Raw genomic sequence first — 15,604 nt, forward strand, 5'->3', positions numbered from 1 at the left:
CCACGGGATGTTCAGGGTATTTGCATGACGGAGAAGAACAGGCCCAACTGCCGGATGGCATTTGCAAAGCTGTCGTAATCCACCGGCTTGGTGATGTAAACATTGGCGCCCATATCATAACAGCGCTGGATTTCGCGCTCGTCATCCGTCGTCGTCAGGATCACCACCGGCAGGCGCTTGGCATGCACGTTGGATTTCACCTTTTCCAGAATGTCGAGGCCCGACATATCCGGCAGGTTGAGATCGAGCAGGATCAGCATGTAGCGGTTCTGGATATTGTCGCCGGTTCGGTCTGTGCCGAGAATATAGTCGAGCGCTTCGTTGCCATTGGTGAACGGCACGATCTCGTTATTGACGCCGGCGCGGCGCACGTTCTTTTCGATGAGGCGCGCATGGCCCTCATCATCCTCGACCATCACGATGGTGACTTCGCGGCCTGCTGCCTTCATGACCCGTTACTCCTGACATACTGGGATAAATCCATCGGCAGGCGGATGATGAAAGTCGATCCGCCGCCAAGCGTCGATGTCACCGTAATTTCCCCGCCTAAATTTCTGACTAACGATCGGACATGTGCAAGGCCAATGCCTTCGCCTGGGCTGTTCTGCAGGCCCGACCGGCGGAAAAGCTCGAATACACGCTCATGATCTTCCGGTGCGATGCCGCGCCCATTGTCGGAAACTTCGATGCGCAGCGCGTTTCTCCCCACAGTAAAGGCGCGCACAATGAGATTGAGTGCGCGGGAAGGGTCCTTGTATTTGACGGCATTGTCAAACAGGTTGCCGAAAATCTGCTCCAGCGAAAACCGGTCGGTGACCAGCGCGCGCGCCGCAGACACCGAAATCGACACCTCGCCGCCGCCTTCGGTCACCTGATGATTGATGCTGTCGGCGGTCGCTTCCAGCAGAGACTGCAGGTCGACGCGTTCCGGCTTCAGATCACGGCGCCCATCGCGGGAAATCTTCAGGATGGCGTTGATCAGGCCGTCCATCTTTTTGGTCGAGGAGCGAATGAACGAAATCGCTTCCGGTAGATCCTCCTCCACCGCAAGACGCGCCTCGCGCACCTCGTCGTCACGAAGCGTCGCGGCGTTTTCCGACAGCACATAGGTGCGGATGGATTTCAGCGTCTGTTCCAGCTCGCTGGTAAAACCCATGATATTGACGAGCGGCGCACGCAGATCGTGCGAAACGATATAGGCATAACGCTGGATTTCGCGATTGGCCTGAATGAGGTCTTCGGTGCGCTCATTGACGCGCTCCTCAAGGCCGGCATTCAGTTCCTCCACCTCGCTATGGGCGCGCGAAAGCTCGCGCACATGCTGCATGACGACGAAGATCGCACCGCCGACCACCGCCATGATCACCAGGCCGCCGCCGATGGTGAACCATTGCAGCATGGTGGCGACGTCGCGCAGTTCCTGCACGCCGGAGGTCAGCTTGCGGTCGAGATCGCCGGTCAGCGTCGCAAGCTGCGCACTGATATCGTCCATCATTTGCCGGCCCGCGGCGTTGCGCACGATGTCGATCGCGGCATCGAAGCGGCCGGCGGTGGCCAGATCCACCGTGGATTTCATCTCGTTGAGCTTGGCCACCAGCAGCGCATCGAACTGCTGCATGGAAAAGGTCACGGCCGTCTGGTTGGCATAAGTCCTCTCCAGCCGCTGCCGCTGGTCCGCCATGCCCTGGATGGCCGCCGTGTAAGGCTTCAGGAAGCTCTCGTCGCCGGTGATGAGGTAGCCGCGCTGGCCGGCTTCCGCCGAGCGCAGGTAAAGCATCGTATCGGCGGCAGCGCTTCTGAGCGCGCGCAGGCGAACGACGTCATCAAAATAGCTCTGTGTCATGCGGGAAAGAACGACGGAGGCAATGACAATGGCTGCGAGAACCGCAGCGCCGATGAACAGCATCAGCAGCGATGAGCGTGCAAACTTGGTATTTGTAAATGGCATGGTACGCGAAAAACCTGTCCCCTGGTTGCGGGACATGGTTCACCACTCGCGTATTTCAAGAGGGTCTTCGACACCGCACCGCCATTTACCCCTTAAATTCGAAGGGTTGGCGTCGACATCTTGGCAACGGATACCAAGTGCTGCGTCTTGTGTGCCCGCCTCGACGGGCAAAGCCTTTAAATACAGTCGAAAGTCGAAAAAGGTGCGATCCACGGCGACCGATGGATTTTTACGATCCTGGGTGCCTACAAACGTAGGTGGGCGCCATATGTCCAAGCCCACGGGCCTGGTCAGGGACAGCTCCCTTTGGATCGAGTATGGCCCCAGGGATTGTGGTTCCTGTCGGGAAGCGCAGACCGCATCAGCAATATAGGTGAGGATTGACGTCGCCGCCAGTGGCTGTCGCGTTAATTCGACGGCGCCTGCGGGCGGGCATTCAACTTGGCGGTGATGCCGTTCAGCCGGGCAGCCAATTCCCCGATGGCCGCCGCAATGGCCTCTTCGCTGCGCTGCTGCTGTTCGGCGGCACCTTCACGGGTGTTGCGCAGGCCAGCAAGTTCGTTTTCAAGTGCTGCGATCCGCCGCTCGGCTTCGGAGAGTTCGTCCATCACCATGATGCCGGCCATGACGGTGACGCGCAGGTCGCCAATTTCGCCGAACTGGCTTTTCAGGTGCCCGACATAGCGGTCGAAACGCGCGGCGAGATCTTCCAGATGGCCCTGCTGGCCTTCCTCGCAGGCCATGCGGTAGGCCTTGCCGTCGATCATCACTGTGACTTGCGCCATGCGCTTAACTCTACCTTCTGCTGGCTATCGGTCGAGAACGGCGCGGATGGTTTCCATCGCCGTCACCAGCCGGCGGGACACCTCGCGGTTGACTTCCTCCAGCCGGTTTGCGCGAAATTCCGACTGGTCGAGTTCCTGGGCAAGGCGGGCGCGATCGGCATGGACGCGGCGCACCTCGTTTTCCACGTCGGAAGCTTCGCGCTGGCGTTCAACGCGCATATCGATGGCGTTTTCCAGGCCGTTCACGGCGTTGCGAAGCTCGGATAGGGCTGTATTCAACGTTTTTTCCACCGGCATCCTGCTGGTACTCAAAGCCCGCCAGGGCAATCACGAATCGTGATGACCCGCTGTGTCGTCGTCCACGCACACTAGGCGTGGCAAAGGAGGCGGTCAATAAAGCCGGGGCTGGTGAGCCCTCGCTTAGCTGTGGATCGCGTTGTTTTACACCGTTTTTCCGGCGAGCGCGCAAAAGCTGGCACGGCGGGCGCGGGGCCATTCTCGCCCTGCACCATTTGTCGCGGGAACACATTGTGGAACGTGCCGTTTGTTGACTTGGCCGTTGCACCTGATAAGGATCGACCGCGCCTCATTTGGTCCTTTCGAAGGGCCGTGATTGACACTGCGAACCAGCGGACTAGCCATGACCTCTCCAGAAAAACATAACCGGATGGCAAACGCGATCCGTTTCCTTGCCATGGATGCTGTCGAGAAGGCCAATTCCGGCCATCCGGGCCTTCCGATGGGTGCGGCCGACGTCGCCACGGTCCTGTTCAGCCGTTACCTGAAGTTTGATCCGAAGAACCCGCTCTGGCCCGACCGCGACCGCTTCGTGCTGTCGGCCGGCCACGGCTCGATGCTGCTCTATTCGCTCCTCTATCTCACGGGATACGAGGACATGACGATCGAGGACATCAAGCAGTTCCGCCAGCTGGGCTCCAAGACCGCCGGCCATCCGGAATACGGTCACGCCTCGGGCATCGAGACGACCACCGGCCCGCTCGGCCAGGGTATCGCCAATGCCGTGGGCATGGCGATTGCCGAACGCAAGCTTGGCGCCGAATTCGGCACCGACCTGCAGAACCACCACACCTATGTTCTTGTGGGTGACGGTTGCCTCATGGAAGGCATCAGCCAGGAAGCCATCGCGCTTGCCGGTCACCTCAAGCTGAACAAGCTCGTGGTGTTCTGGGATGACAACAAGATCACCATCGACGGTGCCGTGTCGCTGTCGGATTCGACCGACCAGATTGCCCGCTTCAAGTCGGTCAACTGGAACACGATCGAAGTTGATGGCCATAACCAGGACGAGATTGCCGCTGCCATCGAGGCGGCTCAGAAGTCCGACCGCCCGACCTTCATTGCCTGCAGAACCATTATCGGTTTTGGTGCGCCCAACAAGCAGGGCACCCACAAGGTCCACGGCAATCCGCTGGGTGCGGAAGAAATCGCAGCGGCCCGCAAGTCGCTGAACTGGGAATCGGAAGCTTTTGCCATTCCAGCCGACGTGCTGGATGCCTGGCGCCTGGCCGGCCTGCGCTCCACCAAGGCGCGCAAGGAATGGGAAGAGCGTCTGGCTGCAACGGCTTCCGAAAAACGCGCCGAGTTCGTGCGTCGTTTCGCCGGCGATCTGCCCGGTGGTTTCGACAGCGCCATCGATGCCTTCAAGAAGAAGGTCGCCGCCAACAACCCGACGGTTGCCACCCGCAAGGCCTCCGAAGACGTGCTGGAAGTGATCAACGGCCTGTTGCCGGAAACGTTTGGCGGCTCGGCCGACCTGACGCCCTCCAACAACACCAAGACCAGCCAGATGACGTCGATCACGCCGACGGACTTTTCCGGCCGCTACATGCACTGGGGCATTCGCGAACATGCGACGGCTGCTGCCATGAACGGTATTGCGCTGCATGGCGGCCTGATCCCGTATTCCGGCGGCTTCCTGATCTTCTCCGATTATTGCCGCCCGTCGGTGCGCCTCGCGGCCCTCATGGGCATCCGCGTCGTGCATGTATGGACGCATGATTCGATCGGCGTTGGCGAAGACGGCCCGACGCACCAGCCGGTCGAGCATGTGGCTGCCCTTCGCGCCATCCCGAACCTCATGCTCTTCCGCCCGGCCGACGAGACCGAGACGGCAGAGTGCTGGCAGATCGCGCTCAACGAAAAGCATCGCCCCTCGGGCCTGGCGCTCACCCGCCAGAACCTGATGCCGGTTCGCCTCGAATACGAGGAAAAGAACCTTTGCGCCCAGGGCGCTTACGAGCTGGTCTCGTCGAGCGACGCCAAGGTGTCGATCTTTGCCTCCGGTTCGGAAGTCGAGATTGCGGTGAAGGCAGCTCAGGCTCTCGAAGCCAAGGGTGTTGCCACCCGCGTCGTGTCGGTTCCGTGCGTGGAACTGTTCTTCGAGCAGTCCGACGACTACCGCGAAGCGATCATCGGCCATTCCCCGGTGAAGATTGCCGTGGAAGCAGCCGTGCGCGAAGGCTGGGATGCCTTCATCGGCAATGACGGCGCCTTTATCGGCATGAAGTCCTTCGGGGCCTCCGGTCCGGCCAAGGAGTTGTACAAGCATTTTGGCATCACGGTCGAGGCCGTCGTCGCCGCAGCCGAAGCCAAGCTCTGAGTTGATCTAGGTTCAGGCAGGAGCGCCGTCGGCGCTCTAAAGTCCAGGTGACGGCGTCGCCGCCGCATCCATCAGGCGAGGTGCCGCCGGCGCCTCGCAGTTTCGATAAAAGCCCATTTTCGAGGGAGTGAATGCATATGACTGTCAAGGTTGCCATCAATGGTTTCGGCCGCATCGGCCGCAATGTCCTGCGCGCCATCGTCGAATCCGGTCGCACGGATATCGAAGTGGTTGCCATCAACGATCTCGGCCCGGTCGAGACGAATGCACACCTGCTGCGTTACGATTCGATCCACGGCAAGTTCCCGGCCTCGGTCGAAGTGTCTGGTGATACCATCATCGTGGGCGGCGGCAAGCCGATCAAGGTCACGGCTGTGCGCAACCCGGCCGAACTGCCGCATGGCGAACTCGGTGTCGATATCGCTCTGGAATGCACCGGCATCTTCACCTCGCGCGACAAGGCTGCTGCCCACCTGACGGCTGGCGCCAAGCGCGTCATCGTTTCGGCACCGGCCGATGGCGCTGACCTGACTGTCGTCTTTGGTGTCAACGACGACCAGTTGACCAGCGAACACCTGGTCATCTCCAACGCGTCCTGCACCACGAATTGCCTGGTTCCGGTCGTCAAGGTTCTCGACGACGCCATCGGCATCGATCATGGTTTCATGACCACGATCCACTCCTACACGGGTGACCAGCCGACGCTCGACACCATGCACAAGGATCTCTACCGCGCCCGCGCGGCAGCGCTTTCCATGATCCCGACCTCGACCGGTGCTGCCAAGGCAGTTGGTCTCGTTCTGCCGCACCTCAAGGGTAAGCTGGACGGCACCTCGATCCGCGTGCCGACCCCGAACGTCTCGGTCGTCGACTTCAAGTTCGTTGCCAAGAAGACCACCACCGTTCAGGAAGTCAACGACGCCATCATCGCTGCCTCCAATGGCGCGCTGAAGGGCATCCTCGGCTTCACCGACGAGCCGCTGGTATCGCGCGACTTCAACCACGACAGCCATTCCTCGATCTTCGCCCTTGACCAGACGAAGGTTCTCGAAGGCAATTTCGTGCGTATCCTCACCTGGTACGACAACGAATGGGGTTTCTCCAACCGCATGTCCGATACGGCTGTGGCGCTCGCCAAGACCATCTGATTGCGCAGTGTCTGTTGATTTTGGGGGCGGCCGACCTGTTCGGCCGCCCTTTTTCGTTTTTGCGGCAATGTCCGCGGTTTCATCTGGCACCGGTAGACGGTGAAGCCGACGTTCGGTGCGGCCCTGTTCCAGACCGCATCTCCGGGGGGACGGAAAACTGTCGCGAGCCGCAAGGTTTTTGCCGCTTCGCCCTTCTCTTGCCGGATTTGATCATGCCTAATTGGTCATTGCCTGATTCCTGCCGGTTTATGCCGGACCTGCATCCTTTTTCTGTTCCGCTTCTCGTCGAGGCGGTTGCGCGGCACGCATGATGCGAATGCCGTGACGATGAAGCCGTCTCTAAAAGGGGAGGGGTGCGACAGGGGGCACACATGAGCAAGAGTGTTGCCGCGCCACCTTCGAGAGCTGCGGTCACCTGAAGAACGGAAGAGGGGAGCGCAAGCCTTGGAGGCCTTTTACATCATCCTGCTGGTGGGAACGATCCTGGTGCTGGCGGCCGCCTTCTCCAGTCTTCTCGCCTTCCGGTTCGGCGCTCCGCTGCTGCTCGTCTTCCTGCTGATCGGGCTTGTGGCCGGGGTCGATGGCATCGGCATCGAGTTCAGCAATTATCCCGTTGCCTACATGATGGGGTCTCTGGCGCTCGCCGTCATCCTGTTCGATAGCGGTTTCGGCACGTCTCTCCATTCGTTCCGCATCGCCGCCATGCCCGCCATCACCATGGCCTCGCTCGGCGTGGTGCTGACCGCCTCCATCTTTGCCTTCGCCGCCTCGCTGTTTCTGGGGCTGAGCTGGCTGGAAGGCCTGCTCCTCGGCTCCATCGTTGCCTCCACCGATGCGGCGGCCGTGTTCTTCCTGCTGCGCATCGGCGGCATTCATATCCGCGACAAGGTGCGCTCCTCGCTCGAGGTGGAATCGGGCACCAACGATCCGATGGCGGTGTTTCTCACCATCGCGCTGGTGGAACTGATCAGTTCCGGCCATGGCGCCTCCGGCTTCAACCTTGATCTCCTGACGATGTTCGTGAAGCAGATGGGCCTTGGCGGCGCGCTTGGCCTTCTCGGCGGCATCATGATCGTGGCGGTGCTCAACCGCCTGCCTGTCGACCGGGGGCTGGCGCCGATTTTTGTTCTCGCGCTGTCGCTGCTGGTGTTTTCCTTCACCGGTGCCGTTGGCGGCAGCGGCTTCCTCGCCGTTTATGTCGCGGGCATCTTTGCCGGAAACCGCAAGATCTTTGCCAAGGAAGCCATTACCCGCTTTCAGGACGGGCTGACCTGGCTTGCCCAGATCATCATGTTCCTGCTGCTCGGCCTGCTTGCCACGCCCTCGCAGTTTCCCGCTATCCTGCTGCCGGCCATCGGCCTTGCGCTGTTCCTCATCTTCGTCGCGCGTCCGATTGCGGTGTGGCTGAGCCTTCTGCCGTTCGATTTCACCCAGCAGGAAATCGGCTTCGTCGCCTGGGTCGGGCTTCGCGGTGCCGTTTCCATCCTGCTCGGCATCATGCCGATCCTTGGCGGCATCGATGACGGCCATGTCTATTTCAATACCGCCTTCATCATCGTATTGGTGTCGCTTCTGGTGCAGGGCTGGACGATTAAGCCGGTGGCCGAACGGCTCGGCCTCATCATACCCAAGCGCATGGGCGAGGTGGACAAGGTGGAACTGGACCTGCCGGGCCGTGCCACGCACGAACTGATTTCCTACCGTGTGATCAGGGATAGCCCGGTGCTGCGCGGCGAGCGGATCCCGCGCTGGGCAACGCCCTCGCTCGTCGTGCGCGATGGCCGCAGCATGCGCTATCAGTATGCCGGGCGTCTCCGGGAAAAGGATTATGTCTACCTCTTCATCGCGCCCGGTTATTCGCGCCTGCTCGACCGGCTGTTTGCCAGCCGCGCGCCTGTCGATGAAGACGATGCGGATTTCTTCGGCGCCTTTGCCATTTCCGCAAGCCGCCCCTCGCGCGAACTCGATGCCGCCTATGGTCCGGGCCTGCTGACCGTTGCCGAACAGGCAATGACCATCGGCGATCTCATGACCTACCGTCTCGGCGGCAATGCCGAATATGCCGACCGCGTGCGGCTCGGCTCGATCATCCTCATCGTGCGCGAACTCGATGAGAACGACCACATCCGTTCCGTCGGCATTTCGCTCGAACCGGTGGAGCCGGCCATCTCGCTGCCGATCTTCATCAACTTTCGCGAAATCGCCCATCGCGTGCGCGATACGCTGCGTCGCTACCGGGGCAAACCAACGCCTGCCGCAGCCGTTGTGCCGGCCGCACCGACTGTTGCGGAGCCTTTCGAAACGGACCTTCCGCCGTCTGCCGGGCCCGGCGAAAATCAGCCCTGATTGCCGCCCGTCCCGGGCTTGCGTCATCGGTCAGGTGGGGTATGGTCCGCATCGAAATCACAACCCTAAAAAACGGATGCAGACCATGGCGGCCTTCAAGACCCTCGACGACCTTTCCGATATTGCCGGCAAGCGCGTTCTCGTGCGCGTCGATCTCAACGTGCCCGTATCGGACGGCAAGGTGAGCGATGTCACGCGCATCGAACGCGTGGCCCCCACCATTCTGGAATTGTCGGGCAAGGGCGCCAAGGTCATCCTGCTCGCCCATTTCGGCCGCCCGAAGGGTGCGCCGGTCGCCGACATGTCGCTGAAGCTGATCGCCCCGGCCGTCGAGGCCGTGCTGGATCATGCGGTTCTCTTTGCCGCCGATTGCATCGGTGCGCCCGCATCCGAGGCCGTATCGGGCATGGCAAACGGCGATATCCTGCTTCTCGAAAACACCCGCTTCCACGCCGGCGAGGAAAAGAACGATCCGGCCTTTACCAAGGCGCTCGCCGAAAACGGCGACATCTACATCAACGACGCGTTTTCCGCCGCCCACCGTGCGCATTCCTCGACGGAGGGCCTTGCGCACCTTCTGCCCGCCTATGCCGGCCGCACCATGCAGCAGGAACTGGAAGCGCTGGAAAAGGGCCTTGGCAACCCCACCCGTCCGGTCGTTGCCATCGTCGGCGGCGCCAAAGTGTCCACCAAGATCGATCTCCTAATGAACCTTGTGAAGCGCGTCGATGCGCTGGTCATCGGCGGCGGCATGGCCAACACGTTTATCGCAGCGCGCGGCACCAATGTCGGCAAGTCGCTCTGCGAACATGATCTGGCCGATCTTGCCAAGAAGATCATGATCGAGGCGGCAAACGCCAATTGCGCCATCGTGCTGCCGGTCGACGGCGTCGTCGCCCGCGAGTTCAAGGCCGGTGCAGCCAATGAAGTGGTCGATATCGAGGCGATCCCGGCCGATGCGATGATGCTGGATGTCGGCCCCAAAACCATCGAATTGATCGGCGGCTGGATCGAAAAGGCGCAGACGCTGGTCTGGAACGGCCCGCTCGGCGCCTTTGAAATCGAGCCCTTCGATAAGGCAACGGTGGCGGCTGCAAAGCTTGCGGCTGAAGAAACAAAGGCCGGCAAGCTCGTCTCCGTCGCCGGTGGTGGCGATACGGTGTCGGCCCTCAACCATGCGGGCGTTGCCGACGATTTCTCCTATGTCTCCACAGCCGGCGGCGCCTTCCTGGAATGGATGGAAGGCAAGGAACTGCCCGGCGTTGCCGTTCTGCAGAAGAGCGCATAAGCGCGACATGTTAGCGCAGGCGAGGTCTTTTCCAAGCACCTCGCCTGCGGATACAAACAGATTTAAATTATTTTAGATATTTTAAACGATTGAAATAAATTCAATCGTTTCAACTCCTAAGCATAGGATTTCCCTGCATAAAAACTTCTGTTATCCGCGGATGGTATCTTGCGAGATATGAACGCATAGTGCGCCGACTTTAGGGACAGGAGTGTAAGCATGGGGTACGCCAAGATGTTGGACAGGATGAGTTCCGCGCCGGGATTTATTGCGGCGCTGGATCAGAGTGGTGGTTCAACACCCGGAGCGTTGCGTCTTTATGGCGTGTCCGACAGCGATTACAGCAGTGAAGAGGACATGTTCCGCCTGATGCACGCCATGCGCGTGCGCATCATGACCGCCCCTGCATTCTCGAGCGACAAGGTCATTGGTGCCATCCTGTTCGAGCGCACCATGGATGGTGATGTGGATGGCCAGCCGGTTCCCTCCTATCTCTGGGAAAATCGCGGCGTGGTGCCCTTCCTCAAGGTCGACAAGGGCCTGAATGCGGAAGAAAACGGCGTTCAGACCATGAAGCCGATGCCCGATCTCGACGCGCTCCTCATCCGTGGCCGCGAAAAGGGGATTTTCGGCACCAAGATGCGTTCCGTCATTGCCCATGCGGATAAGGTCGGCATTGCCGCCGTCGTCAAGCAGCAGTTCGAAGTGGCCCGCCAGATCATCGGCCAGGGCCTGATGCCGATCATCGAACCTGAAGTTTCCATCAAGAGCACGACCAAGGCCGAAGCAGAAGCCATTCTGCGCGACGAGATCATCGCCGAACTCGACAAGCTGCCTTCTGGCGTCACCGTCATGCTGAAGCTGACGATCCCCAGTGTTGCCGATTTTTATGCGCCGCTCGTTGCCCATCCGTCGGTCGTGCGCCTCGTGGCGCTGTCGGGCGGCTATAGCACAGTGGATGCCTGCGAGAAGCTCAGCCACAACCATGGCATGATCGCCAGCTTCTCGCGTGGCCTGACGGAAGGCCTGCGCGTTTCGATGAGCGACGAAGAGTTCAATACGAGCCTTGCCGGCACGATCGATCAGATCTGCGCGGCGAGCGTCAACAAAGTCTGATTCCTCGCCTTTCTGGAGGAGGAGAAGGGTCGCTCCCGAGAGGGGGCGGCCCTTCACATTTTCTGATGGATTGCGTCAAAAGCTTTGGCTGGTGAAGCGGCAGCCGCTGCGATAGCCATGCGGCTCAACATCAGGAGCGGCAGGCATGGGCACAGCAGGCATGGGCACAGCAGGAATGGGCACAGCAGTATTCGTTACTACCGACGTCTTCACCACGGAGCGTTTCGCCGGAAATCCGTTGGCGGTATTTCCCGATGCTCGCGGCATCAGCGATGCGGCCATGCAGAAGATTGCCGCCGAGTTCGGTTATTCGGAAATCACCTTCGTGCTGCCGCCGGAAGATCCCGCAAACGATGCGCGGGTGCGGATTTTTACGCCAACCGCCGAAATTCCCTTCGCCGGCCACCCCAATGTCGGAACCGCCTTCGTCCTTGGTCAGGAGAGCCATCTCTTCGGCCGCGCCATCGGCGATGTGTTGAGGTTTGAAGAAAAGGCAGGCCTGGTCGAGGTCGTTCTGAAGCGAGACGGCGCTATCGTGGTGGGGGCCACCATCCGCGCGCCGCAACCGCTCGTCATCGGTAATGCGGTGCCGGCAGACGTCATCCTCGCCTGCGCCAGCCTGCCGGAGGGTGCTTTACGGCTGGACCGTCATCCGCCGCGCCATGTCTCCGTCGGTCTGCCTTTCGTGGTGGCCGAAGTCTGCGATCTCCAAGCGCTTGGCCGCGCCCGCCCGAACCTTGCAGCCTTTGGCGATGCCGCCGCAAGCCATGGCCCGTCGCCGCATGATTTCTCGCTGTTTCTCTATGTAAGAGATGGCAACGATCCGTGGCATCTGCGGGCCCGCATGTTTGCGCCGCTCGACAATGTCATCGAAGATCCGGCCACCGGCAGCGCGTCCGGCGCCCTGTCGGCGTTTCTGGCAAGTCTCGACGACAGAGCCGACGCCGAGTTTCAGATCACTATCGAGCAGGGCGTCGAGATGGGGCGCCGCAGCTTGATCGAGGTTGCCGTGACAAAGGAGGCGGGCACTGTGCGCAATGTGCGGATCAGCGGCCGCTGCGTCAGCGTCATGGAAGGCCGCATCGCCTTCTGACGGCCTTAAGCCGGCTCCCTTTCCAGGGCTGCGCAAATGGAGCGGGCCACGCCTTGCGCCTGCACGCGAATATCCGGCACGGCGGTGATTTCCCAGAACCGCCCGGCTGTCAGCGCGCCCACAACGTAGATGTGGGCATGCGTATCTCCACCGGGTGCGACCAGTTGCGACTGGCCGTTGACCACGATGCCAAGCCCGAGCGGATCGCCCTGCAACTGGCCTCGTGCCGCCATCGCCTGCAACAGCGGCGAATGGCGGATGCCGGCGCGCTCCATGCCGGTGCAGTTGACAATCCAGTCGGCGCTGAGGCGCTCCAGTCCGCTTGATCCGCGTTTGCGATAGGTGAGAGTGACACCCGGATCGGTTGCCTCGATGCGCTGCAGGAAACCGGCATGCACGGACACGGTGCCATCGGCCACCAGCCGCTTCAGTTCCACGCCGACATCGGGTGCCAGCCGGTGGCGGTGGATGGTCCACCAGGCCAGGGCATGGCGAAGAAACCGTGCCTTCTGCTCTTCGTTCAGCTGTTGCCAGAGGTTTTGGGTGTGCGGCCGAAGCCCATCCATCACCGACCGCCAGGGGGCGCCCGCGCGCACCTTGCGGCGCAGGTGAGACAGAAGCGTACTGATCTGCCGGTTCGTTTCGGGAAGGTCCAAGGGAACGGGCGTGCCGTGATGCACGTCATGGGCGTGCGGCAACAGCCCGCGCCGGGAGAGAACATGGATCTGGCCGCGATGGCCGGTGGCGCGCAGCGCCAGCACCTGATCCACCATGGTCAGGCCGGAGCCCAGCATAGCCACCCGCTCATGACGGCCGACCTTCGACAGCCAGCTCAGCCGCCATGGATTTTCAACGATGACGGTGCGCGCGGCGGGGGCGATGGCATCGTGGCCTAAGGGAAGCGGCGCGCTGCCGACACCGAGACAGAGCACGGTTGCCTTCACCGCCAGCCCATCGCCATTATCCAGCCGGATCAGCGTCGTCTCCGGCCCGATATCCAGGCAGCCGACGGCCTTTGCCTTGATGAAATCCACCTTGGCGCGGCTATCGCGCTCGCGCAGCAGGGCTGCCAGCCGGTCGCGCAGGTAAAGACCGAAATCGCTGCGCGGGGCAAAGTCGCTGCCGGAAATCGGACGCTCGTGGTCACGCAGCCAGTCGAGAAAATCCTCCGGCGCATCCGGGTCGATCGACATGCGTGCGGCGGGAACGTTGAGGCGGTGCAGGTGGAATTCGCTGCGATAGGCCGTGCCGCGCCCAAATCCGGGATCATCTCCGACGACGGCAATGCGGGCGGATGCGGGCAGGTGCCGCATCAGGTTGATGGTGACTGCGATGGCCGAAAATCCGGCCCCGACGACGGCGACATCATACTTCATGCGCGCTCCTGGTTGCCCGCCGGTCATCATGAACCGGTGGTTCCGCTTGCCAAGAGTTTAATCTCTATCGATCAGGTAGAGATTTCAAGGGCGCAGGATCGGGAAAATTTATCGTCGGTTTTCAGGTGAAATCGCGCAGCAGCAGCGTCACGGCCCACAGCGCAAAAGCCAGAACCGCGATCCGCCAGAAATCGCTGCGGCGCTTCAGGAAGGGCAGGCCGAGCGGCTTGATGAGATGCACGATCATGGCCAGGATGAGCAGGAGGCCGATCAGTTTCGTCATGATTTTTCCGGCTCATGCGAGGTCAGCCACAGGCTGGACATTTTTGGTCTGCACGCACAGATAGGCGTGGGGAGAGAGATTCGATACCAATTCTTTTGTGGTTGGAAGCCGGCTCGCTGTCCTTTGCGCCGCCAATCGTCCTTTCATGCGGAAATAACTGCTGCATCAGGGGCGTTTGGCACTGCAAGTTTAACCATTGCCGTGCTTTGTTGCAGGGCAGAAACTGAACCGAACGCCAACGGTCTCTCTCAATGCCTCGCAATATCCTGCCTGTTCTCAGTCTTCTTATCGGTACGCTTTTCCTGTTTCTGGGCAATGGTCTGCAGGGCCTGCTTTTGCCGGTGCGCGGAACGCATGAAGGATATTCCAACGAGGTGCTGGGTCTCCTCGGCACCACCTGGGCCGGCGGCTTTGTGCTCGGGTGTTTCGTTGCGCCGCAACTTGTCCGCCGCATCGGCCATGTCCGCGCCTTTTCCGGCTTCGGCGCCATCATCTGCCTTAACGTTCTCGTCACCGGCATGGTCGTGCATGACGGCGCCTGGCTGACACTGCGGGCCGTCACCGGTTTCTGCACCGCCGGCACCTCGATGATCATCGAAAGCTGGCTGAACGAGCGGGCGACCAATGAAAGCCGTGGCGCGATCTTCTCGCTCTACATTTCCATCACCCTGATGGGCGTGGTTGGTGGGCAGCTTCTGGTCGGACTGGCGGATGTCACGACACCGTTCCTGTTCATGGTCTGCGGCATTCTCTATTGCCTCGCCATCCTGCCGACGACGCTGTCGACGGCCGCCTCGCCACAACCGTTGAAACGGGTCAGTCTGGATCTTCCAGCACTCTACCGAAATTCGCCCGTGTCGTTTGTCGGCATCCTGATGATCGGCATCGCCAATGGCGCTTATGGTACGCTGGTGGCCGTTTTTGCCTCCCAGGCCGGCATGCACCAGTCCACCATCGCCATCATGGTCAGCATCACCATCTTTGCCGGCGCCGTGATGCAGTTTCCGGCAGGCCGCCTGTCCGACCGCATGGACCGGCGTTTCGTGCTGGCGGGGCTTTCAGGCCTTTCGGCTGTGGCCGGTGCGCTGCTCTTCGTGTTCCAGCCGATGCATGTCTACGTCATCATTCCGCTTGTGGCGATTTATGGGGCGGCGGCCAATGCGCTTTATCCCATTGCCGTTGCCCACGCCAACGACTTCGCCTCCTCGGAAGATTTCGTAAAAGTGTCCGGCGGTCTGCTGCTGCTGTTTGGCATCGGCACGATCATTGGTCCGACACTGGGCGGCCCGGTCATGACGCATTTCGGCCCGCATGCCCTCTTTGCCGTCACCGCCTGCGCGCATATTGCCGTTGTCGCCCATGCGATTTTCCGCAGCCGGCAGAGGGCCGCCTTGCCGCGGGCGGAAAAGGACAATTACGCAACGGCGCCCGCCGCCAATGCGCCGCTTGCCACGCCTGAGAGCTTGATGCTCGATCCGCGCGCGCCCGCCGATGGCGAAGCGCGCTGATCAGGCGACGGGATGACACAATGACACGATTGTGAGCCGGGGTTAAAACTTCCGGCTGGACGCTGTTCAAGACATGCCGCATCTTTTCTCAAC

The 15,604-nt window shown here is 61.1% G+C and carries 13 protein-coding genes and 1 other RNA gene; 7 read left to right on the forward strand and 7 right to left on the reverse strand.

The window, feature by feature from the left end:
• Window positions 1-11 precede the first annotated feature (11 nt).
• The 5 genes from AC4CWH_RS01920 to AC4CWH_RS01940 all read right to left on the reverse strand — a co-directional run bounded on the left by AC4CWH_RS01920 (window position 12) and on the right by AC4CWH_RS01940 (window position 3,030).
• Window positions 12-449: a response regulator gene (locus tag AC4CWH_RS01920; RefSeq protein WP_491320156.1), complete on the reverse strand. Its 438-nt coding sequence runs from the start codon at window positions 447-449 to the stop codon at window positions 12-14.
• A complete protein-coding gene (locus tag AC4CWH_RS01925; protein ID WP_491320157.1) occupies window positions 446-1,948 on the reverse strand; it encodes a sensor histidine kinase in 1,503 nt (500 codons plus the stop codon). Before AC4CWH_RS01925 ends, AC4CWH_RS01920 begins: the two co-directional genes overlap by 4 nt.
• Window positions 1,949-2,150: 202 nt before the next feature.
• Window positions 2,151-2,309, reverse strand: a non-coding RNA gene (gene ssrS / locus AC4CWH_RS01930) — 6S RNA.
• A gap of 46 nt (window positions 2,310-2,355) precedes the next feature.
• On the reverse strand, window positions 2,356-2,733 hold the full coding sequence (locus AC4CWH_RS01935; protein WP_491283946.1) for a cell division protein ZapA: 378 nt from the start codon (window positions 2,731-2,733) through the stop codon (window positions 2,356-2,358).
• 24 nt (window positions 2,734-2,757) lie between these two features.
• On the reverse strand, window positions 2,758-3,030 hold the full coding sequence (locus tag AC4CWH_RS01940) for a DUF4164 domain-containing protein (protein ID WP_491320158.1): 273 nt from the start codon (window positions 3,028-3,030) through the stop codon (window positions 2,758-2,760).
• Window positions 3,031-3,373: 343 nt separating this feature from the next.
• Between AC4CWH_RS01940 and tkt the strand changes: the two genes are divergently transcribed.
• The 6 genes from tkt to AC4CWH_RS01970 all read left to right on the forward strand — a co-directional run bounded on the left by tkt (window position 3,374) and on the right by AC4CWH_RS01970 (window position 12,344).
• Window positions 3,374-5,353: a transketolase gene (tkt, locus tag AC4CWH_RS01945; protein WP_491320159.1), complete on the forward strand. Its 1,980-nt coding sequence runs from the start codon at window positions 3,374-3,376 to the stop codon at window positions 5,351-5,353.
• A gap of 137 nt (window positions 5,354-5,490) precedes the next feature.
• Window positions 5,491-6,501 carry a type I glyceraldehyde-3-phosphate dehydrogenase gene (gene gap / locus AC4CWH_RS01950; protein WP_491320160.1) on the forward strand — a complete coding sequence of 337 codons (1,011 nt, stop codon included), beginning with the start codon at window positions 5,491-5,493 and terminating at the stop codon, window positions 6,499-6,501.
• 444 nt (window positions 6,502-6,945) lie between these two features.
• Window positions 6,946-8,847 carry a potassium/proton antiporter gene (locus AC4CWH_RS01955; protein ID WP_491320161.1) on the forward strand — a complete coding sequence of 634 codons (1,902 nt, stop codon included), beginning with the start codon at window positions 6,946-6,948 and terminating at the stop codon, window positions 8,845-8,847.
• An 85-nt stretch (window positions 8,848-8,932) separates the two neighbouring features.
• Window positions 8,933-10,135 (forward strand): phosphoglycerate kinase, encoded by a 1,203-nt coding sequence (locus tag AC4CWH_RS01960; RefSeq protein ID WP_491320162.1) that lies wholly within the window; start codon window positions 8,933-8,935, stop codon window positions 10,133-10,135.
• 219 nt (window positions 10,136-10,354) lie between these two features.
• Window positions 10,355-11,251 carry a fructose bisphosphate aldolase gene (locus tag AC4CWH_RS01965; RefSeq protein ID WP_491320163.1) on the forward strand — a complete coding sequence of 299 codons (897 nt, stop codon included), beginning with the start codon at window positions 10,355-10,357 and terminating at the stop codon, window positions 11,249-11,251.
• Window positions 11,252-11,426: 175 nt separating this feature from the next.
• Entirely contained in the window at window positions 11,427-12,344 is a 918-nt protein-coding gene (locus tag AC4CWH_RS01970) for a PhzF family phenazine biosynthesis protein (RefSeq protein WP_491321331.1), read from the forward strand.
• 5 nt (window positions 12,345-12,349) lie between these two features.
• Here the strand turns inward: AC4CWH_RS01970 and AC4CWH_RS01975 are convergent, their stop codons facing one another.
• Both AC4CWH_RS01975 and AC4CWH_RS01980 read right to left on the reverse strand, forming a co-directional pair.
• Complete coding sequence (locus AC4CWH_RS01975; RefSeq protein ID WP_491320164.1) at window positions 12,350-13,720, reverse strand: FAD/NAD(P)-binding protein; 1,371 nt, start codon at window positions 13,718-13,720, stop codon at window positions 12,350-12,352.
• Window positions 13,721-13,841: 121 nt separating this feature from the next.
• Window positions 13,842-14,003, reverse strand: coding sequence for a hypothetical protein (locus AC4CWH_RS01980; protein WP_491283954.1), 162 nt, complete (start codon window positions 14,001-14,003; stop codon window positions 13,842-13,844).
• A 251-nt stretch (window positions 14,004-14,254) separates the two neighbouring features.
• Here AC4CWH_RS01980 and AC4CWH_RS01985 point away from each other — a divergent pair, with 251 nt between their 5' ends.
• The gene (locus tag AC4CWH_RS01985) at window positions 14,255-15,511 is read left to right on the forward strand and encodes an MFS transporter (protein ID WP_491320165.1); all 1,257 of its coding nucleotides are present in this window, start codon (window positions 14,255-14,257) and stop codon (window positions 15,509-15,511) included.
• Window positions 15,512-15,604 lie beyond the last annotated feature (93 nt).

The sequence above is a fragment of the Neorhizobium sp. PAMB6716 genome, assembly GCF_058242805.1.

Excerpts from the sequence above, each read along its gene's own strand:
- AC4CWH_RS01920 (WP_491320156.1), bottom strand. The coding sequence starts at position 449 with ATGAAGGCAGCAGGCCGCGAAGTCACCATCGTGATGGTCGAGGATGAT.
- AC4CWH_RS01925 (WP_491320157.1), bottom strand. The coding sequence starts at position 1,948 with ATGCCATTTACAAATACCAAGTTTGCACGCTCATCGCTGCTGATGCTG.
- AC4CWH_RS01935 (WP_491283946.1), bottom strand. The coding sequence starts at position 2,733 with ATGGCGCAAGTCACAGTGATGATCGACGGCAAGGCCTACCGCATGGCC.
- AC4CWH_RS01940 (WP_491320158.1), bottom strand. The coding sequence starts at position 3,030 with ATGCCGGTGGAAAAAACGTTGAATACAGCCCTATCCGAGCTTCGCAAC.
- tkt (WP_491320159.1), top strand. The coding sequence starts at position 3,374 with ATGACCTCTCCAGAAAAACATAACCGGATGGCAAACGCGATCCGTTTC.
- gap (WP_491320160.1), top strand. The coding sequence starts at position 5,491 with ATGACTGTCAAGGTTGCCATCAATGGTTTCGGCCGCATCGGCCGCAAT.
- AC4CWH_RS01960 (WP_491320162.1), top strand. The coding sequence starts at position 8,933 with ATGGCGGCCTTCAAGACCCTCGACGACCTTTCCGATATTGCCGGCAAG.
- AC4CWH_RS01965 (WP_491320163.1), top strand. The coding sequence starts at position 10,355 with ATGGGGTACGCCAAGATGTTGGACAGGATGAGTTCCGCGCCGGGATTT.
- AC4CWH_RS01970 (WP_491321331.1), top strand. The coding sequence starts at position 11,427 with ATGGGCACAGCAGTATTCGTTACTACCGACGTCTTCACCACGGAGCGT.
- AC4CWH_RS01975 (WP_491320164.1), bottom strand. The coding sequence starts at position 13,720 with ATGAAGTATGATGTCGCCGTCGTCGGGGCCGGATTTTCGGCCATCGCA.
- AC4CWH_RS01980 (WP_491283954.1), bottom strand. The coding sequence starts at position 14,003 with ATGACGAAACTGATCGGCCTCCTGCTCATCCTGGCCATGATCGTGCAT.
- AC4CWH_RS01985 (WP_491320165.1), top strand. The coding sequence starts at position 14,255 with ATGCCTCGCAATATCCTGCCTGTTCTCAGTCTTCTTATCGGTACGCTT.